The organism is Vibrio sp. 1F253, from assembly GCF_041439295.1.
Classification (GTDB): domain Bacteria; phylum Pseudomonadota; class Gammaproteobacteria; order Enterobacterales; family Vibrionaceae; genus Vibrio; species Vibrio tasmaniensis_A.
Genome location: NZ_JBGONU010000013.1, coordinates 55204 through 81394 on the forward strand (window position 1 = coordinate 55204; position 26191 = coordinate 81394).

General features: G+C 44.8%; 19 protein-coding genes. 5 read left to right on the plus strand and 14 right to left on the minus strand.

Going from position 1 to position 26191, the window contains the following annotated elements:
• Positions 1-2517 (minus strand): Calx-beta domain-containing protein (locus ACED28_RS08965; protein WP_371709685.1); only part of this gene is annotated, 2517 nt, incomplete at its 3' end.
• A 400-nt stretch (positions 2518-2917) separates the two neighbouring features.
• On the opposite strand from ACED28_RS08965, the gene ACED28_RS08970 reads away from it, so the two are divergent.
• From ACED28_RS08970 to ACED28_RS08985, 4 genes are all read left to right on the plus strand, one after another.
• Positions 2918-4225, plus strand: coding sequence for a TolC family outer membrane protein (locus ACED28_RS08970; protein ID WP_009846631.1), 1308 nt, complete (start codon positions 2918-2920; stop codon positions 4223-4225).
• The gene (locus ACED28_RS08975; RefSeq protein WP_371709686.1) at positions 4225-4839 is read left to right on the plus strand and encodes an OmpA family protein; all 615 of its coding nucleotides are present in this window, start codon (positions 4225-4227) and stop codon (positions 4837-4839) included. The genes ACED28_RS08970 and ACED28_RS08975 overlap by 1 nt, the downstream gene beginning before the upstream one ends.
• A 131-nt stretch (positions 4840-4970) precedes the next feature.
• Positions 4971-5321 carry a DUF2750 domain-containing protein gene (locus tag ACED28_RS08980; RefSeq protein ID WP_012603863.1) on the plus strand — a complete coding sequence of 117 codons (351 nt, stop codon included), beginning with the start codon at positions 4971-4973 and terminating at the stop codon, positions 5319-5321.
• A gap of 162 nt (positions 5322-5483) precedes the next feature.
• Entirely contained in the window at positions 5484-7472 is a 1989-nt protein-coding gene (locus tag ACED28_RS08985) for a diguanylate cyclase (RefSeq protein WP_371702281.1), read from the plus strand.
• A 2-nt stretch (positions 7473-7474) separates the two neighbouring features.
• Here the strand turns inward: ACED28_RS08985 and queC are convergent, their stop codons facing one another.
• Together queC and queE are read right to left on the minus strand one after the other, a co-directional pair.
• Positions 7475-8170: a 7-cyano-7-deazaguanine synthase QueC gene (queC, locus tag ACED28_RS08990; protein WP_371702283.1), complete on the minus strand. Its 696-nt coding sequence runs from the start codon at positions 8168-8170 to the stop codon at positions 7475-7477.
• Positions 8171-8230: 60 nt separating this feature from the next.
• A complete protein-coding gene (gene queE / locus ACED28_RS08995; RefSeq protein ID WP_331284024.1) occupies positions 8231-8899 on the minus strand; it encodes a 7-carboxy-7-deazaguanine synthase QueE in 669 nt (222 codons plus the stop codon).
• 185 nt (positions 8900-9084) lie between these two features.
• On the opposite strand from queE, the gene ACED28_RS09000 reads away from it, so the two are divergent.
• Complete coding sequence (locus ACED28_RS09000) at positions 9085-9894, plus strand: Cof-type HAD-IIB family hydrolase (RefSeq protein ID WP_371709687.1); 810 nt, start codon at positions 9085-9087, stop codon at positions 9892-9894.
• Positions 9895-9994: 100 nt separating this feature from the next.
• Here the strand turns inward: ACED28_RS09000 and ACED28_RS09005 are convergent, their stop codons facing one another.
• The 11 genes from ACED28_RS09005 to ACED28_RS09055 all read right to left on the minus strand — a co-directional run bounded on the left by ACED28_RS09005 (position 9995) and on the right by ACED28_RS09055 (position 25978).
• A complete protein-coding gene (locus tag ACED28_RS09005) occupies positions 9995-11407 on the minus strand; it encodes an NUDIX domain-containing protein (protein WP_371709688.1) in 1413 nt (470 codons plus the stop codon).
• An 84-nt stretch (positions 11408-11491) separates the two neighbouring features.
• The gene (locus ACED28_RS09010; RefSeq protein WP_371709689.1) at positions 11492-11971 is read right to left on the minus strand and encodes an N-acetyltransferase family protein; all 480 of its coding nucleotides are present in this window, start codon (positions 11969-11971) and stop codon (positions 11492-11494) included.
• Positions 11972-12174: 203 nt separating this feature from the next.
• On the minus strand, positions 12175-12576 hold the full coding sequence (locus tag ACED28_RS09015; RefSeq protein ID WP_017062298.1) for a glycine zipper domain-containing protein: 402 nt from the start codon (positions 12574-12576) through the stop codon (positions 12175-12177).
• Between the two features lie 238 nt (positions 12577-12814).
• The gene (locus ACED28_RS09020; RefSeq protein WP_371709690.1) at positions 12815-13261 is read right to left on the minus strand and encodes a hypothetical protein; all 447 of its coding nucleotides are present in this window, start codon (positions 13259-13261) and stop codon (positions 12815-12817) included.
• Between the two features lie 147 nt (positions 13262-13408).
• The gene (locus ACED28_RS09025; RefSeq protein ID WP_371709691.1) at positions 13409-15313 is read right to left on the minus strand and encodes a propionyl-CoA synthetase; all 1905 of its coding nucleotides are present in this window, start codon (positions 15311-15313) and stop codon (positions 13409-13411) included.
• Between the two features lie 117 nt (positions 15314-15430).
• Positions 15431-16603, minus strand: coding sequence for a 2-methylaconitate cis-trans isomerase PrpF (gene prpF / locus ACED28_RS09030; RefSeq protein ID WP_371709692.1), 1173 nt, complete (start codon positions 16601-16603; stop codon positions 15431-15433).
• Between the two features lie 9 nt (positions 16604-16612).
• Positions 16613-19249, minus strand: a complete 2637-nt coding sequence (acnD, locus tag ACED28_RS09035) for a Fe/S-dependent 2-methylisocitrate dehydratase AcnD (RefSeq protein WP_371709693.1) — start codon at positions 19247-19249, stop codon at positions 16613-16615.
• Between the two features lie 100 nt (positions 19250-19349).
• Positions 19350-20549: a 2-methylcitrate synthase gene (gene prpC, locus ACED28_RS09040; RefSeq protein ID WP_371709694.1), complete on the minus strand. Its 1200-nt coding sequence runs from the start codon at positions 20547-20549 to the stop codon at positions 19350-19352.
• 147 nt (positions 20550-20696) lie between these two features.
• Positions 20697-21593 carry a methylisocitrate lyase gene (gene prpB / locus ACED28_RS09045; RefSeq protein ID WP_371709695.1) on the minus strand — a complete coding sequence of 299 codons (897 nt, stop codon included), beginning with the start codon at positions 21591-21593 and terminating at the stop codon, positions 20697-20699.
• Positions 21594-21693: 100 nt separating this feature from the next.
• Positions 21694-22413: a GntR family transcriptional regulator gene (locus ACED28_RS09050; RefSeq protein ID WP_017071741.1), complete on the minus strand. Its 720-nt coding sequence runs from the start codon at positions 22411-22413 to the stop codon at positions 21694-21696.
• A gap of 391 nt (positions 22414-22804) precedes the next feature.
• Positions 22805-25978, minus strand: a complete 3174-nt coding sequence (locus ACED28_RS09055) for an HD domain-containing phosphohydrolase (protein WP_371709696.1) — start codon at positions 25976-25978, stop codon at positions 22805-22807.
• Positions 25979-26191 lie beyond the last annotated feature (213 nt).

Consider the following 26191-nt stretch of genomic DNA (forward strand, 5'->3'; position numbering starts at 1 on the left):
AACCGTGTCTTTCGGATTTGGATCCGTTGGGTCGGTTGTGGTTTCGTCTGTGATGGTGCTGTTCGCTTGACCCGCATTACCGGTTGCCGCCGCCACTTGCTCAAAGCTGTTGTCGGTGTCAGTCACGCCCGTCACTTGAACGTTCAGCTGCTCGCTGCCTTCATTCAAGGCATCGTCGGTTGTTTGCACTTTGAAGCTGGTGCTGTTGCCCGTCACAGTCACGCTGCTTGGCAACGCACTGGTGTCCGCGCCGCCTGCCGCTGCGCCACTCCAGTCCAGAGCCACTGCCACCGATTGACCCGCTGGCACGTCGACCGCCTGGCCGTCTTTGTCCACTAACGTGATGGTGTACGTCAGTTCGCCACCTTCCGTCACGCTCGCTTGGTCTACGCTGATTTGCGCAAACACCGTGTCTTTCGGATTTGGATCCGTTGGGTCGGTTGTGGTTTCGTCTGTGATGGTTCCGGTACCAACATCCGATATATTTATGATGCTGTTGCCATCCCCAACAGTGCCACTTACATTGACTTTTAATTTGAAGTTTTCGGCCCCTTCTAGGTAGGGGTCGTCTTGAGTTGCTACGACTACGGTAATGCCAACTGCGTTGCCTGGGATGCTCAACGTCTTACCATTTTCAACGGTATTGTTCACCGCTTGACCATCCACCGTGTAGTTTACGTTCAGCATTACTTTGCCGCCCGTGGCTACAAAGTCGGCTATCTCAGCGTTGTCACTCACGTCTAAATCGAACTTGTACGTCAGGTCGGCGTCGACCGCGTTCGACAGGCTCACGGCAAAGCTTGCGCTTTGACCTTCAACCACTGGTGCTGCATCACCAACCGTTAGTGTTGGTTTATCGTTGTCTGTAGGTTTACCTGGATCAACAGGGCCGGTGCCGTCATCGGTGATGGTTAAGTCACTGGTGTCCGTGCCGTTAACGCCCGTCACGCCCGTCACTTTCAGGCTCAGTTTCTCGTCGCCTTCGTACGTCGCGTCGTCTTTGGTCGCCACTTCGACAGTCAGTTGGGTTTCACCCGCTTTCACCGTGTAAGAGCCATCTGCGTTCGCCGTCACAACCTGGCCTGCCGAGTCTTTCACCACGATGCTCGTGATGTCCTCTGCCGTCGCGGTGCCGTAAAGCGTGTCAATATCAACCGTCACATCCACCGCTGCCGCTTTGGTCAACGTCACGCCAAAGCTCGCCGTTGAGCCTTCATTGATGCTCTTGCTGTCTTCGATGCTCACCGATGGGCGATCGTCTGGGTTTGGAGTGCCTGGGTCGACCGGGCCGGTGCCGTCATCGGTGATGGTTAAGTCACTGGTGTCCGTGCCGTTAACGCCCGTCACGCCCGTCACTTTCAGGCTCAGTTTCTCGTCGCCTTCGTACGTCGCGTCGTCTTGGGTCGCCACTTCGACAGTCAGCTGGGTTTCACCCGCTTTCACCGTGTAAGAGCCATCAGCGTTCGGTGTCACTACGTTACCAGCGGCATCTTTCACAACAACGCTGTTGATGTCGTCCGCTGTTGCTGTGCCGTAAAGGGTTTCTAGCGTTACGCTGACGTCGATGGATGCAGCTTTGCTTAAGCTGACATCGAAGCTCGCGGTTGAACCTTCGTTAATAACTTTGCTGTCTTCGATGCTCACACTTGGGCGATCATCTGGATTCCCTGGCGGAGTAGGATCGGTTGGGTCTACAGGACCGGTGCCATCATCTTTAATGGTTAGCTCACCCGTACCCGTACCCGTGACGCCGGTTGCACCCGTCACTTTCAGGCTCAGTTTCTCATCGCCTTCGTACGTACCGTCGTCTTTGGTCGCGACTTCAACAACTAACTTAGTTTCACCCGCTGGCACGGTGTAAGAACCGTCAGCGTTTGGTGTCACTACGTTACCCGCGGCATCTTTCACAACAACACTTGTGATGTCGTCCGCTGTTGCCGTTCCGTATAACGTCTCTAGCGTAACGCTCACATCGCCTGACGCAGCTTTACTTAGACTTACTTCGAAAATTGCTGTTGAGCCTTCATTAATAATTTGGCTGTCTTCAATAGTTACGGTTGGCTCAACTTCAACTGATCGGAACAGATCAAGCAAGCTCAAGCTTTGAGTTCGAGACAAAACCAAGCCTTCGAAACCTGTTGTTACAAATTCGGTAACTGGGATGGTTTCGTCACCATCACGCTCAATTGTCCCGCTGCTCACTAAGCTCGATCCACGTACACCTGCTGCAGTTGCGAACTCTTCGCCTAACTCTGTAGGATCTTGCCCTTCTTCTAAAGCGGCAAAAATATTTTCAATATCTTGGTCAAGATCGACTTCATCGCCATCTTTTCCTTGTGGCGTAAAGCGCTTAACTGAAATCTGAGATTCAGAATTTGCATTTTGGGCTTCTAAAACGACATCCCCAGCTTGTAATGGCTGGCCGTCTTCTAGGACCTTGATTGTGCCATCTATCGAAATAACAATGCGTTGACCTAATGCTAATGCACCGCTCGCATTCAATACTGTCATGTCCATATAAATCCCTAAGCTCATTTTCTGTTTGCGATGTCAAAATAGTGACATCAATTTTATAATCTAGTGACAATATAACATCTAATGTCATATAATTCCTAGCTATGAATTGCATGTTTAATAACTTACAATGTAAACGAATGATAACGGTCACTGAGTGATAATTAAGATGACGAAAACTTCCATATAAGTTATTGTCTTAGGGAAAGATAACCCAAACACTCAAATCAAATTTAAGTACTCAAAATCGACTTAAACTGTACGATGATCGGTTAACAACTTTACAACCATTTACGAATGCTCATCGGGCATTCGTTATTTTTTTGGCGGTTCATCTAAATTTGATATATTCAAGCTTAAAAGCGACAAACTTAGGTGATACTCCATTTTTGGGAGATTGAAATTGAACTGGATTAAAACGACTACATTAGGGTTGGCTATTGCACTCAGTTTACCGGCTAGCGCGCAAACCTTAGAGCAAGCCGTCGCGTTTACTTTAGAAAGTAACCCTGAAATCAAAGCGGCATATAACCAGTACGTTAGTCAACGTTACCTTAACGATGCTTCTGGTGGAGCTTACCGCCCGAGTATAGATTTAGACGGTGGCATTGGTTACGAATATACGGATTTGGCGACGAATTCGAGCTCAACAGATCTAACGCGTAAAGAAGCAGCAATTACGTTGACACAACTCATTTGGGATGGCGCGAATACTTCTAACGACATTGATCGTACCGCTGCTGATGCAGAGTCTGTCCGTTATCAATTGCTATCTAGCGCTCAAGATATTGCACTGCAAGTAACCAAAGTCTATCTTGATTCAGTTAAAGCTTATGAAGTGCTTACACTTTCTGAAAACAATCTGGCGACGCACAAAAATATCTATATAGATATCAAGAAACGAGTTGATTCAGGCATTGGATCTACGGCAGACATGTCTCAGGTAGAAGCTCGTATTGCAAAAGCGCACGGTAATTTGCTGGCAGCTCAAAATAATTTATTTGATGCCCATACTCAATTCAAACGCCTTGTTGGCCAAGCCCCACTAGGCTTGGTATACCCACGTGCTGATGCAGGCTCTATTCCTTATACGATCGACGGTGCTTTGGCAAAAGCCTTTAACCAACACCCGGTTATCAAAATTGCACAGGCTGATGTAGATTCAGCGAAGTTCCAGTACAAACAGTCTAAGAGTACCAACTACCCAACTGTTTCTTTTGAAGCCGCTCAAAGGTGGCGCGATGATGCAGGTGGTACGAAAGGCAACAGCGATGAATTTTCTGCGATGCTCCGCTTAAAGTACAATCTCTATAACGGTGGGGCCGATCAAGACCGTGCCGAAAGTGCCGCTTATCAACTCAACAAAGCAAAAGACCTACGTGAGAGTACTTACCGCAATGTAGAAGAAAGCTTACGCCTTTCATGGAGCGCTCTTGACTTAACCGTTCAGCAGAAAGATTTCTTGTCGGATCACGTAGACTCGGCTTCTGACACCGTTATCTCTTATGAAAAACAATACCGAATTGGTAAGCGTACCCTTCTCGATCTACTTAACACTGAAAATGAACTCTTCGAAGCACGTAAGGGATTTTTAGACGCTAAGTACGATGTACAATACGCAAAGTATAGAGTCATGAATGCGACAGGTAATCTATTAACAGGGTTACGTGTAGAGACTCCACAAGAATGGAATGAAAAGGTAGAATATTAATGAAGCTTCTCAAAACTATACTCCCACTATGCTTCGTGGTTGCTTCTGCCAACATCATGGCTGAAACAAATGATGAATTCACTTATCGTGCTCTTCCTAGCACCACACAAAGTTATGATCTCGAAGATGATGATAATGATGGTGTTATCAACGCTCGCGATTTATGTATAGACACACAAATAGGCGCTGAAATAGATAATGATGGCTGTGGCTCGTATTTCGAGTCTAGCGAAGAAAAAGATCTTCATATTTTATTTGCCAATGACTCTGCAGAAATTAAACCTGTGTTTCTGAGCCAAATTCGTCAAATGGCTGCGTTTCTAAAGCGTTACGAAAACACAAGTATTCAATTGCAAGGTTATGCTAGTAAAGTAGGTAATGCCAAATACAATCTCAAACTCTCAGAAGAGCGTGCCGTCAATGTAAGACGTGCGCTCATCAGCAATGGTATCCCGCCATCAAGGGTCTATACCGTAGGGTACGGAGATGCAGGCTTCCGTGATAATGACACTGAAACTAATCATGCATTGAACAGAAAAGTCGTAGCCTCTGTTGTTGGTTTTAAAGGCAACATCAAAGAAGAGTGGCATATATTTACTAAAATCGGCAAATAGATTCTACCGCACTCAAACCATACTGAAACGTTTGGTAAGCGTTTCAGTATCCTTATAATTCCTTGATCGCCATATACCTACCCCTTGTATAATGTTAATCTTGTCTTGTTATCAACATAGAGAAATTATTCATGAGCAAACTAACCGCTGATACTCAAGCAAATCTAGAACTTTTCGTTTCTGAAACACAAGAAACTAAACTGGTATGGGGCCTTCGCAACGAAGAAGGTTGGCTAGCATGTGACTCAAGTGAATTCGAAAACAGTGAAGTGATGCCGTTCTGGTCTTCAAAAGAGGACGCTCAGACTCACAACGTTGAAGAGTGGGCAGACTTCGAAGTATTAGAAATCCCACTAGATATCTTTGTAGAAGATTGGTTACTGACCCTAGCTGAAGATGGCGTTCTTGTTGGTATTAACTGGAATGCAACATTGGAAGGCAAAGAGCTTGAGCCTTCTGATCTAGCGAAATTATACATCTAGCTTCCAAGATCGGTCGTACAATAGCGTACGACCGGTTACCCATGATAAGCCATTGAGAATTAGAGATTTACCTCACATAACAAACCATCAACTCGCCAAAAAAATTGAAGCAATATCAAACTAACAATAGAATATCGTTCTTTATCTGATTGATATTATCTCGTGATTCACTCCATTTTCATTGCCTTTCTGCTTCTCATCAACCTTTATTCCTTTAGCCAAGCATCAACAGCGGATCATGAATCTTCTCCAACAATTAGCACCTCGGTATTAGATCCCCACGCAACTCCAAATGCTGATTGGAACGCACTCTATCTCTCGACTCTAACTCATTCCCCTTCGCGCGCATTGAACATGCTGCAAACACGCTACACGAGTTCAACAACCTACGGGGATAAGCTCTACCTATCGGCACTGCTATATCAATACATGAGCCAGCGCGATCAACCGTTTTATGGAATCGCTTCAAACGACAGTGACTACCAAGCGATAGAACAAGCGTTTATTAATGCCCTAGTAAATGATGGACAAGGTCAGTACAAAGAAGCTCAACAAGGCTTTTTGTCCATATTAGTAAAAATGCAATCAATCAACGATGTTACAGGTAGAGCATTATTAAAATACCAATTATGTCGTTCTCTCAATGAGCAAGCTAAATACCATCAAGCGAACTATTATTGTTCTGCACTTCAGTCGGATTTGCATGACATTGCTGACCCTGTATTACCAAAATTTGGCACTTATCGAGTGATCGCTAACAATCACCATTTCCGCAGCGACTATCAAGCCGCACTAGATACTTACCTATCACTGATAAGCGTGTTCCCACAAGGACACGATATTTCGGGGATCTATAACGATGTGGGTAATTTGCTCAAAGAGTTAAAGCAATATGATAAATCGGCAGAGTACCTCATAGAAGCACTCGCTCTGAGATCGGATGCTTCTGATTTGATGAAAGCACAAGTTCATCATAGCCTTGCAGATCTTTACCTTAATCAAGGACAAAGTGACCTAGCAATTAATCACTTTCAAAAAGCAAAAGCACTGTTGACTACATCATCTCATAGCTACGGTATTGCGCTAACAACTCTTGGTTTAGGAAAAGCATACACGCAGACGAAGAACTATGATTTGGCGAGAGACTACTTAGTAGAGTCTCTGTCGGCTTCAAGCAAGCTAAACAACGATGTCATTCGAATCAACGCTTTCTTGGCAATCAGCGATATGTTCGAAGACCAAAAACTTAAAACGGAAGCGCTCAATTATGCACAACAAGCTTTGGAGCTATCCGAACAAGTCACAAGACACAAATACACAGCTCAAGCACTACTTCAACTTTCTGATATTTATCAAACTCTCAGCGATTACAAGCAAGCTTTCTATTTCTATCAGCGATACACATTAATACAGTTCGAAACCCGAGATATAGATAACAGGTTGGCTTTTGAAGCACTAGATCTAGCTCATGCTAGGTACGAAAAAGAACTAGAGAGTTCTTTCCTGAGACATCAAGCAAATTTAGACCGACTTCAAATCGAAAAGATGGAACATCAAAGGATGGTGTATAACATCATTGTTATTCTATTGCTGTGTGCGGCTAGCTTTATGATCTTCACAAACAAAGCCATTCGTGCGAAAGCAGCAATCGATGCCATGACAAAGGCGTATAGTCGCACCGAGATAATACGAAGAGTCAAGCGTATCAAAGCCTGTAAAGGAACAGAAAAACAACATGTTCTCGTTTTACTCGATCTAGATAAATTCAAGAAAATTAATGACCAATATGGCCACCCTACTGGTGATAGAGCGCTCGTTCATATAAGTCATCAAATAAGACAACATTTAATTAAAGGTGAGCTGTTCGGGCGTTTAGGCGGCGAAGAATTTCTGATCGTGCTTACTGATACAAAACCAGCTGAAGTACAAGAGCGTGTAGAGGAGTTACATTATGCCATTTCGAGTGCAGTCTTCTTATCAGAAAACAAAAAGCCACTTAATGTAACCGCGAGCTTTGCTTATTTAGCAACCTCAAACGCATTAAGTGACTTTGATGACTTGTATTCAGTGCTTGACCAGGCGCTGTATCAAGCAAAGAGCAACGGCCGAAACTGCATCATTGATGCTTATAACGAACCTATTGACTCATGAGGTTATTTATTCTCACCCTGCTTGCGAATCAATTCAGCCATAATACCTTGGCGATCACCTAGGTAATCGCTAAGGCCTATTTTGCGTAGTTCACACGCTGGACAGTCGCCGCAGCCATCGCCGATAATACCGTTGTAGCAGGTCAGTGTTTTGTTTCTAACAAGTTCGAGTGCTGAATACTGATCTGCCAACGCCCATGTTTCAGCTTTGTTGAGCCACATTAACGGTGTTTTAATATCAAGCTGCTTATCCATACCTTGTACAAGCGCAGAGTTCATCGCTTTCACAAAGTCATTACGACAATCAGGGTAGCCTGAAAAATCTGTTTCACACACACCCGTGATTACGGTATTTGCACCGATTTGGTAAGCGTAAATACCCGCCAAAGTTAAGAACAGAATATTACGACCGGGAACGAAAGAATTCGGTAGCCCATTCTCTTGTAGCTCATGAGAGACAGGAATATCGTCACGAGTAAGAGAGCTAATAGCCAGTTCATTCAACAGAGTCACATCCATTACTTTGTGCGCTTTCACACCAAGTTCTTTCGACAATGACTCAGCAACTTCGATCTCGAGTCTATGGCGCTGACCATAATCAAACGTAATCGCATGAACTTCATCATACTCTTTTAATGCTTGAACAAGACACGTTGTTGAGTCTTGACCACCACTGAATACTACAACTGCTTTTTTCATCTTAAATCCTTACGAGAATCTTCTACTAGCGACTTATATAGGCAAGTAAACAAATACAACCTATGCGATGCTCAAATATTTGTGAGTTTGGATTGATAAGCGCCAATTGCGCTCAATGCAGGTATCAATACAAAGCTGAGTTGCGCGTTCTTTTTGGCTAATCGGCTGAAGCGCAATGACTGTATTTTCAGGGACATCGGCTCTAGCAATAAGAGCATCTAGTTGCTCGATGTCTTTACCTGTACCAACAGGGTGTTTGATTTCATTCGCACGAACGAGTGCGCTATCAAGGATATCCAACTTGGCTTTCATTGCGACTTTTGGTGACACCGTAACCCAAGTGTCTGGTGTGGCTTTTACTTCCGATGTTCCGCTGGTCTCAATCTGACAACGACAACCGTGCTGCTCAAATGCTTCAGTAAGAGGGACAAGATCATAGATGCACGGCTCACCACCGGTAATCACAATGTGCTTCGCGGTGTAACCTTGCTTGATATATTCATTCACGATTCCCTGCGCATCAATTGCAGTCCAAGTCGGTGAATCCTCTGTCTTAACCATAATATCACCAAGGCTCGTTTCATCTTCCGGCAACGCTTCCCAAGTCTGTTTGGTATCACACCAAGAACAGCCTACAGGGCAAATTTGCAGTCGAACAAAAACAGCAGGAACGCCGGTAAATACGCCCTCGCCCTGGATGGTTTCAAACATTTCATTAATCTTGTACAACTTACCCTCAGCTCAATCATTTGATGAAATTAATCAACCGCAGACCTTAAAGCACTTGCCCCTTTTGGTCAAACAAATGAGTACTGATAAATGAGTTGATCAAAGCTCTAGCCTGAACTTTCAAGTTCCCTTATCCTTTCGCCCATTAGATTTCGTTAGCTTTTAATTTTTTAGTAAGGAACAACATGTACAAACTGATTGCTCTTGATATGGATGGCACACTGCTCAACAGTGATAAAGTAATTTCTCAAGAGAACAAAGACGCGATTGCCAAAGCACGCGCTGCAGGTGTGAAAGTGGTTCTGGCTTCTGGTCGTCCTTTAGAAGGCATGCAGAGTAAGTTAGACGAGCTTTCAATCAACGGCGAAGATGACTTTGTGCTCTTCTACAACGGCTCTATGGTTCAAAACGTCTCTACAAAAGAACTCATTCATAGTGAGATCAGCAATGGTAAAGCCGCGAAAGAGATCGCAGCCCTCGCTGTACAGCTTGGTGGTTATGTGCATGCCTTCAGCAAGGTTCATGGCTTAATAACACCTGAAAACAATGAGTACACCGCTATTGAAGCGCGTATTAACGGCTTAAAGATTACCGAGTTCGACTTTTCTCAACTAGAAGACGACCATGAAATTATCAAAACAATGATTGTCGCAGAACCAAGTAAGCTGACCGAAATCATCAGCAAGTTACCACAAGAACTTAAGACTCAGTTTACTATCGTGCAAAGTGCACCATTCTTCTTAGAGTTCTTAAACCCAAATTCAAACAAGGGTGTGGGTATTGAAGCAATCGCTAAACATTTGGGGATTACAGCGAAAGAAGTGATCTGCATGGGCGATGCTGAAAACGACCACCATATGCTTGAATACGCGGGCATGGGTATTGCGATGGAAAACGCAATGGAAGAAACCAAGAAACTGGCGGATCACATCACAGCGAGCAACGACGACCATGGTGTAGCGGTCGCGATTGAGAAGTTTATCTTCAACTCATAAACGCTCATCAGCTATAGTGATAATTACTTTTTGCTTGTTGCACAAATGACAAAGGCTGTGCACTGCACAGCCTTTTTTGATTTTATATTAGTCGGTTCGCCTACTCTCTTTTCCATGGCAGACGAAACGCCACTACACCAAATAGAATCAAGATTGGGAAACGTAAGGTCTCAACGATAAATGAAGCGATGCCACTGAATGAGACGAAACTTCCTGCCCAGCTAATCAGCAGATTCCCCGCTAACAACATCGCCATCACTCCAAATACAATCTTGAATGAGAACTGGCCGACCAAAGGCTTCGAATCCGTTAACGTTACTAAGCATGCAATCGTCATCAAAATTGCCACCCAGAAAGAGAATGTTGGCAGTGGCCATATCACCGTGAGAACAATCGACAGTAAGCACAATACCCACCAGACACCTTTAGAGCTTAATAAGGCACTAATATCAACATCAGGTTTCGCATCTAATCTCACGATGTGCCAAGTCGTTAACGCGCCCAGTACGCCTCCCATTAAGACATCACTAAAGAACGCACTGCCTGAATAAGACGTAAATAGCATAATCCACAATAGGCCCGCGAGCACTATCAAAATCGATTTTTGCTCCAAGAGGCGCTTTAGTTTCCAAAAGACTAACAAAGTTAAACTCACCCACAAGCCAGCCAATAAACTTGGGAAGCTATAGCCACTGCTCATCACTAGTTTCAATGTTGGCAAGTAAGCATGCGGACGTGGAAAACCAAACCCTTGGTGGGCGATTAAAGTGAGCAGTGTCACTGAAATCAAAGTGAAGCCAAACTTCAACGCGAAGTTACGGCCAAAATGCCAAGCAATTAGCGGCAATATCACGATAAAAACCCATGGCTTCGCTAACGAGTCAGTTAAAAGTACAGTATTCGCAAACAAGCTTGGCATCTTATCGAACGCGTTTTGAAGCGACACAATCCAATTTAGTTCAACTTGATGGACTTGGGGTGCCGCGCCCACCAGCTCAGTCACATACGTCACAGGTTGATCTGTCGCAGATAAAAACAACTCATTAATCTCTGACCACTGCTCTGGGTAACGATATTGCTTTGCTTCCAACTCAATGGGAGGAAGTAACATCGCTCTACTAACTTCCACGCCATAATGAGGAGCAAACCATATAGGTAGTTCAAAACCACCTAGCTCATTTCGAGTTTGAAAACTGATCACTTCAGAGTCAGAGACACAATCATATACAACGGCACTGTCGGTATATCCCAACACATCACCGACCGTCACGGACAAGCCCGCCTCTTCCCAAGTTTCTCGTTGCGCTGCGATGGCAGGCGGCTCACCAGAAACCACAGTGCCTCCCGGTAGAGACAATTGCCCCGTGATCAATTCATCAACCAACACGATTTGGTTATCAGCACGTACTACACACAAAGCGCCCGCGATATGATCGGGCAAAGTGTTGTTAGCCCAAGCGGAAGTAGTACTCAAAAGAGACAGTATGAAAACGAAAAAATATCTAATAACCAACGAGTTTACCTAAAAAATAATAGAAGAAATTTAAGACTGCTAATACACGAGTCTATTGTAATCAAAGCCACACAAAATCGCTGTCTACGTTTTGTGCAAAGCCTTCCTCATCCATTGAATGTGAGGTGTGAACCCCATTTTTTGATAGAAGTCCTTGGCAGGTGAATTAAAGTCCCAAACCTCTACAAAGACTTGTTCAACGCCATAATCATCAAAAGTACTTTCAACTTTGTTAAACAACTTTTCAGCAATTGATTCTTTTCGATAATCAGGTAAGACAAACAGTTCATCGACACTCCCCATCGGCACCGGTTTACTCACCGTTGAGATAAGCTCACAAAAATGTCCGGAGATAAAGCCAACAATTAGTTCACCTTTTAATGCCACGTAGACTAAGCATTCAGGATCATCTAAGTAACGTGCAATGCTTTTTTCCTGCTCAATCTCTTCTGCCGTTTTAAAGTGCTCTGGGCTTGCAAGGTTGTGGTGATGGTGGAGATCGAACATTAACTCGTTAAGTTGTTCCAAATCCGCGTGCTTTGCGGCCCTTAAGGTGACATTCATGACTATTGCGCTTTTCAAACCAAATTAATATCTAAACTGAGTCTAGTTTACTTGGCGTGAGTATCTATACAAGTTATTGAATTAATTCATTGTTTGAAGTGTGTATTTTAGATACAAAAACGACCACATTACGTGGCCATTCTGTTTGAATTATTTTGAATTAAACGAATATCGAAGCTATGGCTTTTGCTGTAGCTTCAGATTTATGCACCGTTATCTTCTTTCTCTTCTTTGAGATCAGCAAGTTGTTGTTCCAATTCAATAAGCTTAATTTCAGCCTCAACTTCAGCAACTCGTTTTTCTGCATCGGTGCGATTGTCTTGCGCTAGACCGTCAGCAGTAACTTGGGTTCGTTGTGCGTTTCTTGCATCGTCCGTATCTTTCATTGAACCCGCAACGCCACCGGTCACGCCACCTAATGCAGCGCCCTTTACGGCTAAACTCGCATCTCCAGTTAGAGCGCCTGCTGTCGCTCCTAATAAAGCACCCCCCACAGCACCACGATTACGTGCGGCATTCTCATTTTCGTTATCCATTGCTGGTGATGCGCAACCAGAAAGAGTCACAATCAGTGTCGCTAAAAGAAAAGGTTTAGTGAATTTCATAGGAGTCTCGCTTAGTTCTTCGTTTGGAGTAAAGCCATCTTAAGCAGATCCGTTAACCAGATAAATAAAGCCACCTTTAGACGATACATCATACTTAGCTATGTATTTCGCAGTTAACACATAACCGATTGATGACGTATCGCATTGGTGTACCTAATTCATCAGACACAAAAAAGGCGACCAACAAGGTCGCCTCAATCACTCTTTCTCTATAATTATTCTCTTTCAGATGTCGCTCTTAGCCTTTGGACCAAAAGTTTTGCATATTTTCTGCACTAGGTGGTGGCCTAACACCGCAATCTCGATAATGATTTTTATCGCCTATCCCCAGTATCTTGCCATTTTCGTCATCAATCATTGCGGCAACTTTAACACCGTCTCCCACATGACGAGTCAACACGACAATTTCACCGGCTCTTTCAGACCTTACCGCGCCTAAGATTTGATATTCGTAGCGACCTTTCCTTGAATTAACGATCATCTTCGAGTTAATCGGGTCGGCTTCATACCCCACGCCCATATCAAAAACTGCTTGATAGAGATCGACGCCAGTCTTGGACACACATTTAAATATCTTGGGATGACTCAATGGCTCTAACAACGCTCTACTCGCTTCATCCTTTGAAATACTGGCACTAGCAGCACTACTGACCAGTAAAGCAATCAACAAAAAGTAAGCTCGCATAAAAAGACCTCAATATGTGGGATTCATAATGAGGTCATAGTAAACGCAATGGATAAGCGGATGAATAAAGTAGAGTTTAGGTAAACTATCACGCTAGGTTATGTATAAATCAACAAGCCGAAGGTGAGATTACCTAAACTGCGACGTCTACTTGCCGAGCTTTTCAGCAATTTCAGTTAAGCTGGTAGGGTCGTCAATCGTCGAAGGCACCACATATTGTTCACCTTCTGCGATCTGTCGGATAGTTCTGCGTAAGATCTTACCTGAACGTGTCTTGGGTAGTCTCTCAACAACCAAGGCTTGCTTAAAACAGGCTACCGCGCCAATCTCATTGCGAACCTTGCCAACCAACTCCGCTTGTAACTCAATGCCATCGACTTTTACGCCATCTTTCAGCACAACGAAACCAAGAGGTAACTGCCCTTTTAAGTCATCGTGAATACCGACTACCGCACATTCTGCAATGGCTGGGTGACCACCCACAATCTCTTCCATTTCTCCCGTCGACAGACGGTGTCCCGCTACGTTTATCACATCGTCGATACGGCCCATGACAAATAGATACCCATCTTCATCAAGATAGCCACCGTCCCCAGAAACATAATAGCCCGGGAACTGACTCAAATAGCCGGATTCAAACCGATCATGATTGCGCCATACCGTGGGTAAACAACCAGGCGGCAATGGTCGTTTAAGTGCCACAAACCCTTGTTGATTCGTTTGTGCGATTTCACCCAACTCATTGAGGATCTCCACTTGGTAACCGGGTACTGGCTTGGTTGAAGAACCCGCTTTTACAGGCAAAGATTCAAGCCCTGTTGGATTGGCAGAAATAGCCCAACCCGTTTCGGTTTGCCACCAGTGGTCGATAACCGGTTTATTGGTATGAGATTCAACCCAATCCAATGTTGGCGGGTCCAAACGCTCGCCAGCCATGAAAATCGACTTGAGTGATGATAAGTCATACTTGGTGAGCAACTCACCTTCAGGATCTTCTTTCTTAATGGCTCTAAATGCCGTTGGAGCAGAAAACAATACATCGACGTTGTATTCTTCACACACACGCCAGAATGCGCCGGGATCTGGCGTTCTGACTGGCTTGCCTTCAAACAAAATGGTCGTGCAGCCATGAATCAATGGCGCGTAAACAATGTAGGAATGACCCACAACCCAGCCGACATCAGAAGCCGCCCAAAATACACCATCTTGCGGCATATCGTAGATAGTGCTCATCGAGTATTTCATGGCAACCGCATGACCACCATTATCGCGCACCACGCCTTTTGGCTTACCCGTCGTTCCTGATGTATACAAGATATATAGTGGGTCAGTTGCTAGAACAGGCACGCACACATGAGGTAATGCATCGCTAACCGCTTGCTGCCAAAGTACATCACGTTCATTGTTCAATTCGGCGAGAGACTGCTCTCTTTGGAATACCACCACTTTTTCGGGCTTCCAACGACTGTCCATGATCGCGCGATCGACCATCGGCTTATATGGCAGGACTTTGTTTATCTCGACACCGCAGGAGGCAGTAATCAACACCTTGGGCTCGGCATCTTCAATTCGAACGGCAAGCTCATGAGGAGCAAAACCACCAAACACCACCGAATGCACCGCGCCTAGTCGTGCACAGGCCAACATTGCCATTGCCGCTTCAGGAATCATTGGCATGTAGATCACCACACGATCGCCTTTGGTTACGCCTTGTGTGGCTAACATGCCTGCGACTTTTGCCACTTGGTCACGCAATTGATTGTAAGTGTACGAGGATTGAGTTCCTGTAACTGGAGAGTCGTAAATCAGCGCCGTATTGCCACCTCGCCCATTTTCACAATGATAATCAAGCGCCAACCAGCACGTATTCATTACCCCATCAGGAAACCAACGCTCAATACCGTTATCGTCAGTTTGTAATATCGTTTTTGGTGGTTCAAACCAATCTATCGCTTGTGCTTGCGTTTCCCAAAACGAATTGGGGTCTTCCCTCGCCCATTGGTACTCGGTGATGTAATCTGTTTTTCTATTCATTCGATTCGTAGCAGACATAGTGCCTCCTCCATGATTCATCCATTCTTCCAAGCGCCTAGCTTTTGGCCGTTCACTTGGGTGCACTCTTTTCTCAGCGTTGTGTTCGTGAACATTTAACCGTTCACGACAATCGCTTTACTTAGGAAAAGGCACACGGATGGCACCTTCCATGATCACTCGGGCACTACGACTCATTATCGCCCTTTCTATTTTCCAACCGCTTTCGGTCTGCAAAGCTTTAGCTCCCACCTTTAAGGTTCCTGATGGATGGCCAAAGTTCAAAAAATCACGGGAACCCTCACCGGCTGCCAAGTTCACTAACGTACCCGGAACACTCGCAGCTGAAGCAATGGCGACTGCAGCTGTGCCCATCATGGCGTGATGCAGTTGCCCCATAGACAAAGCTCGCACAAGAAGGTCGGTATCGTCAGCTAATACCGATTTACCACTTGAAGCTTGATACGCTTGAGGCTTAGCAACAAACGCGACTTTCGGTGTGTGTTGGCGTGATTCCGCTTGTTCTAAGGAATCGATTAACCCCATTGCAACTGCGCCATGTGCTCGGATGGATTCAAACAATGCCAAGGCTTTTGAATTGCTGTTGATATCCGATTGAAGCTCTGTGCCTTGATAACCAACCGATTCAGCATCAACAAAAATGGTTGGTATTCCTGCGTTGATGTATGTCGCTTTGATGCAGCCCAATTCGGGAACATCTAAAAAATCGACAACATTCCCTGTTGGAAACATTGAACCACTCGCATCGGCTGGGTCTAGGAAATCAACTTGGATTTCAGCAGCGGGGAAAGTGACACCATCGAGTTCAAAATCACCTAACTCTTGGACTTCACCTTTAACGATGGGCACGTGAACAATGATGGTTTTCTCTATGTTCACTTGCCATACTCGCACCTCGACCACGCCGTTTTCTGGAATACGATTCGAATCAACCAATCCACTATGAATAGCAAATGGGCCTACTGCTGCAGATAGGTTTCCGCAGTTACCACTCCAATCGACAAACGGCTTATCTATCGCAACTTGACCGAAGAGATAATCAACATCGTGATCGGCTTTACTGCTTTTCGAAACAATAACAGTTTTACTGGTACTGGATGTTGCGCCACCCATGCCATCGGTTTGTTTACCATAAGGATCTGGACTGCCAATGACTCGCAGAAGTAATGCGTCTCGAGCTTCTCCGGCAACTTGCGCCGATTCAGGTAAATCACTTAGGTTGAAGAAAACGCCTTTGCTCGTCCCGCCTCGCATATAGGTCGCAGGCACTTTTATCTGTTTAGTGTTCATCACAAGCTCCTACTGGGCGAGAAAGTCTTTGGCGAAACGTTGCAACACGCCACCAGCGCTATACACGTTCACTTCGTCTGCTGTGTCTAATCGGCAAGTTACTGGCACATCAAGCTTTTCACCGTTTTTACGAGTGATTACTAGAGCCAAATCAGAACCAGCTTCAATGTCGCCGTAAACGTCGTAAAGCTCGGTGCCGTCCAGTTCTAAAGTATTTCGATCCGTTCCCGCTTTAAACTGCAAAGGCAACACGCCCATGCCAACTAAGTTGGTTCTGTGGATTCGTTCAAAGCCTTCAGCCACAATCACTTCAACACCCGCTAAGCGCACCCCTTTGGCTGCCCAATCACGTGATGAACCTTGTCCATAATCGGCACCCGCAACAACAATCAAGGGTTGTTTACGGTTCATGTAGGTTTCTATCGCTTCCCACATTCGCGTAACTTGACCTTCGGGTTCAACCCTTGCCAATGAACCTTGCACGACTTCTCCTGCGTCCTTCACCATTTCGTTGAACAGTTTAGGGTTGGCGAAGGTTGCTCGTTGTGCGGTTAAGTGATCACCTCGATGGGTCGCGTAAGAGTTAAAGTCCTCTTCCGGCACTTCCATTTTGGTGAGGTATTCCCCCGCAGCGCTCGAAGCGAGAATCGCATTTGAAGGAGATAAATGATCCGTAGTGATGTTGTCACCCAGAATCGCTAAAGGTCTCATCCCTGAAAGGCTACGCTCTCCCGCAAGAGCCCCTTCCCAATAAGGTGGTCTGCGTATATAGGTACTTTGAGGTCGCCAATCATAAAGTGGCTCAGTAGTCACCTGATCCTCGTCTGGCTGGAACATTTTTACGTAGATTTGTTGGAATTGCTGTGGCTTTACATGCTCACCGACAACGGCATCGATCTCTGCATCACTCGGCCATAAATCACTTAAGTAGATTGGCTTTCCATTGCTGTCCGTACCTAAACTGTCTTTCTCGATATCAAAGCGAATCGTGCCAGCCAAAGCGTAAGCAACCACCAATGGCGGTGAGGCTAAAAACGCTTGCTTTGCATAGGGATGGATTCGACCATCAAAGTTTCGATTCCCCGATAATACAGCGGTTGAGTACAGGTCACGGTCGATGATCTCTTGTTGGATTTTAGGGTCCAACGCCCCACTCATTCCGTTACAGGTAGTACACGCATAACCGACGATACCGAAGCCTAGTTTTTCCAGTTCAGGCAACAAACCGGCGGACTCAAGATAAAGCTTGGCAACTTTAGAACCAGGAGCAAATGATGTTTTCACCCACGGCTTGCGAACTAATCCAAGTTGATTGGCTTTCTTAGCGACTAAAGCGGCAGCGACGACATTTCTTGGGTTACTGGTATTGGTACAAGACGTAATCGCCGCAATGATCACGGCACCATCGGGCATCTGATCATCGCTGTACTGCTTAGCATGTTGGTCTTTCCAAGATGCTTGACTGATTCCTTGTTCAGCCAGCTGTCTGGTTGGCAAACGACGATGTGGATTGGATGGCCCTGCAAGATTGCGCTCAACCTTCGATAAATCAAACTCTAATACACGCTCATATTGAGCAGAGTCTAGATCATCAGCCCATAACCCAGTTTGTTTGGCGTAAAGCTCTACCAATTCAACTTGTTCAGGCTCTCGCCCTGTAAGCTTGAGGTATTGAATGGTCTGCTCATCGATGTAGAACATACCCGCAGTCGCACCGTACTCTGGCGTCATGTTAGATATTGTTGCGCGGTCACCAATGGTCAGTGCACGCGCCCCTTCACCGAAGAATTCCAAATAGCTTGAGACCACTCTCTCATTGCGAAGAAACTCAGTAATGGAGAGCACAATATCCGTCGCGGTAATGCCTTCTTGTCTCTGACCGGTAAGTTTAACGCCCACGATGTCTGGTAAACGCATCATAGACGGACGACCGAGCATCACAGTCTCAGCTTCCAAACCACCGACACCTATTGCAATAACACCCAGAGCATCAACATGAGGAGTATGACTGTCGGTGCCGACACAGGTATCGGGAAACGCGATACCCTCTTTGGATTGAATCACCGGAGACATTTTCTCCAAGTTAATCTGGTGCATAATTCCATTACCCGCTGGGATCACGCTCACGTTTTTAAACGCGGTTTTACACCATTCAATAAAATGAAAACGGTCTTCGTTTCTGCGCTCTTCAATCGCGCGGTTTTTATCAAATGCTTCGCTATCAAACCCGGCATGTTCCACTGCCAAAGAGTGATCAACAATCAGTTGAGTTTCGACCACTGGGTTCACCTTGGCAGGGTCTCCGCCTTGATCGGCAATCGCGTCTCTTAATCCAGCCAAATCTACTAGGGCTGTTTGACCTAGAATGTCATGACACACCACTCGCGCAGGATACCAAGGAAAATCTAAGTCGCTCTTGCGTTCAATGATCTGCTTTAAGCTGTCTTCAAGGGTTTCAGGATCACAGCGTCTTACTAATTGCTCTGCCAACACTCGCGACGTATAAGGCAAGGTTTTATAAGCGCCCGGGGATATTGCTTCTACCGCTTCACAAGCGTCGAAATATTCTAAACCCGTTCCCGGTAAAACCTTTCGATACTTGTTTTCATCAAGCTCTTGGTTTCTTTCAAGTTTTACATCAGACATACATCCACCATTATCTGTTAAATTCTATTCGTTGTTTCTTGAGGCCTTGTCGTATGAAGACGGAAGTCACCTCAGACATAAGTCGGCTCGTTATAGAGGGCTAACGTAGATGAATAGGTAGCCAGTCTTGATGCTCTGGCCCGGTGTAGTCTGCACTTGGACGAATGATGCGATTGTTTTCTCTTTGTTCGAACACGTGTGCTGTCCAACCTGTGAGGCGGCTCATCACGAAGATCGGAGTAAACAGTTTGGTTGGGATGTCCATGAAGTGGTAGGCCGATGCATGGAAGAAGTCAGCATTACAGAACAGCCCTTTCTCGCGCTTCATTACCGCTTCAACACGTTCTGAAACGGCATAAAGCTGTTTATCACCCGCCTCTTGAGCTAGCTCTTTTGACCAACGCTTGATTAGAGTGTTTCGTGGATCGCTCTCGCGATAAATGGCATGCCCGAAACCCATGATTTTGTCTTTGTTGGCGAGCATATTCATGATGTTCGCTTCCGCTTCATCTGCGGTTTGCCAATCTTGGATCATTTCCATCGCAGCTTCGTTTGCACCGCCATGTAAAGGGCCTCGCAACGTACCAATCGCTGCAGTGACACACGAGTGAATATCCGACAACGTTGATGCACACACACGAGCCGCAAAGGTTGAAGCATTAAACTCATGTTCCGCGTAAAGAGTTAGCGAGCAGTGCATCACCTTTTTATGAAGTTCACTAGGCGCTTTATCCGTTAGCATCTTCAGGAAGTAACCACCCAAACATGCTTCGCTTTGGTCTTCAGTATCTATACGCACACCATCATGGCTAAAGCGGTACCAATAACAAATAATCGCAGGGAAAAGCGCAAGCATTCGTTCAGTCGCGGGCAGTTGCTCAGAAAAATCAGTCTCTTGCTCTAAATTACCCAACATTGAACAACCCGTTCTCATCACATCCATTGGATGAGCGTCTGCAGGAATAAGCTCTAATGCTACTTTCAAAGGTTGAGGCAAGCCGCGTAGGCCAACCAACAATGTTTTGTAATCGTCTAACTCTTTTGCATTGGGTAAATGACCTCTTAGTAGCAGGTGCACCACTTCTTCGAACTGAGCATGATTAGCAAGGTCGGTAATATCATAACCACGGTAGGTTAAGCCGGTACCTGATTTTCCTACCGTACATAGCGCCGTGGTTCCCGCACTTTGGCCACGTAGACCAGCACCACCGATTGCAGGTGTGCTTGTTGTTTTTGTGCTTTGTTGTTCTATTTTTGAAGCATTTTCGACAGCTGCTTTATCACTCAAAGATACAGACATGGTGAACTCCTTTTCTGTGTTAGCCGCCTGCACTCTTTGGTGCTGCCTGTTTATGTGTCCGGTGATCTTTATCATCGGTACTGGACATGGCGACTAACCATTTCACGTTATTGGATTAAGTTGATTTTTGATTAATTGAAACTGGTTTTACCCTTCACTTGAAAACAACTGATCAAGCTTGTTCTCGTATTCGTGGTAATTAAGGTGTTCGTAAAGCTCTTTACGGGTTTGCATTGAATCCAACAGAGCTTCTTGATTGCCTTCAACTAACAAGTGCTTGTAAACATTCTCCGCCGCCTTGTTCATCGCGCGGAATGCACTCAATGGATAAAGCACCATGTCGACACTTGATTGGGCCAACTCGTTACAGTTATAGAGCGGCGTTTGGCCAAACTCAGTGATGTTAGCCAAGATAGGTACATGCTTACCCGTTGCTGATTTCAGCGCTGCCGAGAACTTCACGTATTGATCGAGTTGACTCATAGCTTCAGGGAAAATCATGTCTGCGCCCGCTTCAACACACGCAATTGCTCGTTCAATCGCACTATCAATGCCTTCAACCGCCAATGCATCGGTACGAGCCATAATCACAAAGCTGTCATCGGTTCTGGCATCGGTTGCCGCTTTGACTCTATCGACCATCTCTTGTTGGCTCACAATCGCTTTATTTGGCCGATGACCACAGCGTTTCTGAGCGACTTGATCTTCCATGTGAATTGCTGCTGCGCCTGCCTTCTCCATAGCGCGAATCGTACGTGCAATATTGAATGCGCCACCAAATCCCGTATCGATATCCACCAGCAATGGCAGATCACACGCGTTGGTAATACGTTCAACATCCACCAACACATCGTTCAATGTCGTAATACCTAAATCAGGCAAACCATAAGACGCATTGGCGATACCTCCACCCGACAAATAGATCGCCTGATGCCCTAAGTTCTTTGCCATCATCGCGCAATACGGATTCACCGTACCGACGATCTGCAATGGGTCGTTGTCTTGCACAGCTTGTCGGAACTTAGCTCCTGCTGATAACTTCATAATGACGCTCCCTGTTAATTGTTTATTTCTAGCTAATCTTTAAGACTTACGGCTTTTGGTTATCGCCAGCACTGATCTGCTGACAGGTTCCAATGGTCGCTTAATCAAGATCTTTGGATTGAATTTGTTGTTCTATAAGCAATCGACTACCCGAGATGTGTCGTCGCATTAGCATTTCTGCTAGCTCTTCATCGCGATTACGAATTGCTTGTAGGATGTATTTGTGTTCATCGAGCGCCTCTTTTGGTCGAGACTGAGCCCTAGGCGATTGATAGCGATACATGCGTAATAGGTGATAAAGCTCATCACACAGCAGCGAAATGAGTTTGCTGTTACGACTCGCTTTGATAATGCGGTAATGGAAATCAAAATCCCCATGTTGATGAAAGTAAGAAGAACCTTCGACTTCATCGATGTGCTTTGAGTGTGTCGACAATAATCCTTCAAGCCCGATAAGCTCTTCTTGCGTGATATGTCGCGCTGCTAAGCGAGCCGCCATGCCTTCCAATGCCTCTCGCACCGCGTAAAGCTCTAGCAGTTTGTCTGCCGAAAAAGTAATAACTCGAGCGCCGACATGTGGAATACGTTCTATCAGGCCAAGTCCTTCAACACGCATTATCGCTTCACGTAATGGACCTCGGCTTACCTCAAAGCGTTTAGCCAATTCAGGTTCCGAGATCTTACTGCCCGGAGCTAATTCACCGTTAACAATCGCTTCAACGAGGTACTCAGTCAGATTTTCCGACTTGGTGTTTTCTTTGTCGCTCACACGTGTTTTCGTGTTTGCACTTAAGGTGAGGTCTTTTATCGCAGTATTCATATTCACGCTGCTCACTTCTGATTGCCGACCCTAACTGTCAACAATTTCATAACATGAACATAAAATACACGATCAAATTGTCGACAATCAAGCAGATTGTCGACAATTTAGACTAAGGTAGTATTTTTTATATACGATAAAAACTCCTCCAAAAGGACACTGAAAACAACTTAAATACTTGTTATTTATTAATTTAAACAGGACAACAACAACCAGCCCGATACCTACTCTAAAGTCATTTAAAATCGATGTGTCGACAACTTATAGCCAAACTGGTCAAAAGCAGCCCCGTTTGTGCCTATCCACCAGCTCACCGATAAACAGATATAAAAAAGGCGCACTCATGTGCGCCTTTCATTCATCGAACCCGTTCTAACAAGCCAACCTTTAATCAAGCTATCTGACGAGTGACTTCGAGGTATTTGCTGATATCGACAAAATCAATCTGTTCTGGTTTGAGATACTCTTCTGCATAACGCAGGTGAGTACCGCTGGTTAAGAACAATCTAAACAGTTCGATATCAAGATGCTCGTCCAACGCCATTTTATACATGATGTCTACAGCAACACTGATTGGTTTCGCCTTCTTATAAGGCCTATCCGCAGCGGTTAACGCTTCAAAAATATCTGAGATCACCAGAATACGTTCTGGGATTGAAAGGTCATCACCTGTCAGCTTCCTTGGATAGCCTGTGCCTTTAAGGGTTTCATGGTGAGTCGACGCATAACGAGGCACACGGCTTAGCTCTTTCGGGAATGGCAGGTTTTCAAGCATCTTGATGGTACCAAGCATGTGCTCATTTATCTTAAACCTATCTTCAGTAGTTAAGGTGCCACGCGCAATACTCAGGTTATAGACTTCGCCCAGATTGTATAAGTGCTCAGGCACATCCATTTTTATTTGATATTTCGGGTCGAACTCTAACGGCCTATCTCTTTTCACTATATGTTCAGGCTTGTCACATAACAGCGGCTCTACCGCTGGTAAGCTTGAGCTCGATTCTCGATTCAACGCCTCTATCGGTGACAAACCAAGTTGATCATCAAAGTTACGTGTCCAAGTAGTCTCAGCTATCACGCGAATACGTGCGACTTTATCATCACTCATGAATTCACCACCAACGTTTGATGTCGCGATAAACTCAAAGTCCTCTTGTAACTGCTGTTTGGTTGACGCAAGTTCATCAGCTACCAGCTCAGCCGGTAGAGATCCTTCGAGTTGTTTTGTCAAAGCTGTAATTTCTGCATCACGCCAAAGCACTTCAAATCGAGTTCTCACCTCGTGAATTCGGTTGTAGTTAGCTTCTAGCTTCGTACCTTTATCGACGATGTGTTCCGGTGTCGTGATCTTGCCACAATCATGAAGCCAAGCCGCAATTCTAAACTCACGACGCTCATCATCATTTTCAAACTTAAAATCTTTGAAGTGCTCAGACTGTGATTTTTCAGCCACATCAGCCAGCATCAAACCCAGTTCTGGTACACGGTTACAATGCCCAGCCGTATAAGCGGACTTATCATCGATTGCTTGAGCGATAAGTTTAATGAACGACTCAACAAAGGCTTCTTGGGTCTGTTCATGTCGCTTAATCTCTGCAGCCATACCTTTCACCGCAATAGACAGTTCCCATACCTCTTTAATTCGAGTCTCAACAAGCTCGACACTGTCATAATCACGCATCTTGATCTTATGAGTCTCCTCCTCTAATTGACGAATAGGACGCACTATCGGTGCACCAAAAACCCAAGCAATAGGCAAGGTCAAACTCATCAGTAACATCGTTACGCCAACAGAGGTTGCTAGACGTTTATTGACTGTACTAAAGATTTCAGTTTCGGGAATCAATACCGCAAAATACTCAGAGTAGTGTTCGCCCGTGTCTATTTTCTTTAAATAGAGATGCTTGACCTCGCCATTCAACTCTACCCTTATCATACTGCCTTCAACCGTTGCTTCCTTAGCCAAATCATAAAGTTCAGTATAAGGAACCGTCGTATTCGTATTGAAGCCGGTATCATGGAGCCACTTTTTCGCTAAGGCATCAAGTTGTTCATCACCCAACCTACTGATAGCCTTATCAATAATTGGAAGCAATTGCTTATGCTTGCTCTGCAACACCAAATGGAATTGATTTGTGTAGTTCCGTTTTAGATCTTCTAGAGTCCCATTGACAACAAGGCCTGGTTGGAAAAACCTATCTAATGCAAACGAGAGTACGGGTTCAGCGTCTAAGAATGCAAAGTTCTCTCCGCTTTCAATTGAATTAAATGCAGACTCCAGGTTTTCAAACTCAACTAAATCAATATTCGGAAAGTCTTCCCTCATTTTAGGAATAACTGACCACCCAGATAAAATGGCAACTTTTTTACCCTCAAGTTCGGCATAATGAGTAACAACCTTCGCACCAACCTTTGTCACGATAGCAAACGGCAATTCATAGATTGGAGTTGTGTATAGACCATTTATGCCATTATTTTTATAATGCTGAACCGATTGCAGGCCATCAATACTTCCTTCTTGAAACTTACTGACAAGCTCGTCCCAAGAGAAACCATTCACAAATTCAAACCTGATCCCAGTCATCTCACCAATCATTTTGAGAAGGTCTATCGCATAACCGTTTGGTTTCCCCGCCACAGAAAAGTCCATCGGCCCCCAATCATTTTGATTAGAAACTAGCAGCGGAGGGGTATCGTTAACCAAGGTTTTTTGCTCAGATGATAGTATCAATGTTGATACATCAAACTCCGATTCCTGATTATTAACCTTGAGGTTGGACGCTATGATATTTCCCGATTTCGAATATAAGAAAGACTCAACCTTACTATCTTCCGCTAATCCAAGCGCCGTACCTGATAATTTGTTAGCCAAAGAAGACAACACAATATCAATACCAATCACATGTTGAATTTCAGATTCTATTTTCGACTCAAACGCTAAAGAATAAGTTTGTCCGGTAATTTGTAAATGCTGAAAAAGATATGGCTGAGTTTTTTCGACCGACTGAACATTGGCAGAAACATACCAAGGCCTGGTCGTTGGAAAGTAGTTGCTCTGCTCCGTAGTTGAGCTTCTGAGCGTAAACTCTTGGTCAAAGTATTTCGTTGTCCGGACTCGCTCCTGCCCTATATTTTTAATCTCAACCACAACCCAACGATCCGTTTGTTGTGCACCTATTTTTTCTCTAACGACAGGGGCAGATTCTAGATTAATAATTTGGAAGAAGTTTTCATCGGATGAGCCAATGTAAATACTATAAAAGAGAGGGTTATCTTTAATGGCTTCAGAAAGAATACTACGCGACTCTTCTTTCGATATTTTGTTACTGATTGACCGTTTCACTGAAGCAAGTAAACGCGCAGTGTTGGCTGCGTCAGAATCAATAGCGCCTATATAATCACTCAGGTCATGAGACACCATCGTCAATTTTGACAGTGTACTCTCCGTCGCCATTTTTTTACTGAAGTAATATTGCAGTGAAACCGCAACAACAGCGGTAAGAAATGTCGCGAGTAAAAACATTCCTCCAACAGTAAATCGTAACGAAATTTTTTTGTCTGTCATTATTCGATCCTTGAATAACCATTAGCTCAGAAATGTAACGTGCCAGCAATATTTATATTATTACAGTAGCACACCCCACCTAGCAACACATTATTCTATATATACAAGAGCGTCTCCCTATCCCTCTCTCTGTGTCACAATAAAGTACCTACTTTAATGATACCCAACAGTATAAAACGGCTAATAGTCAAAACAAATTGTTCACACAACCTT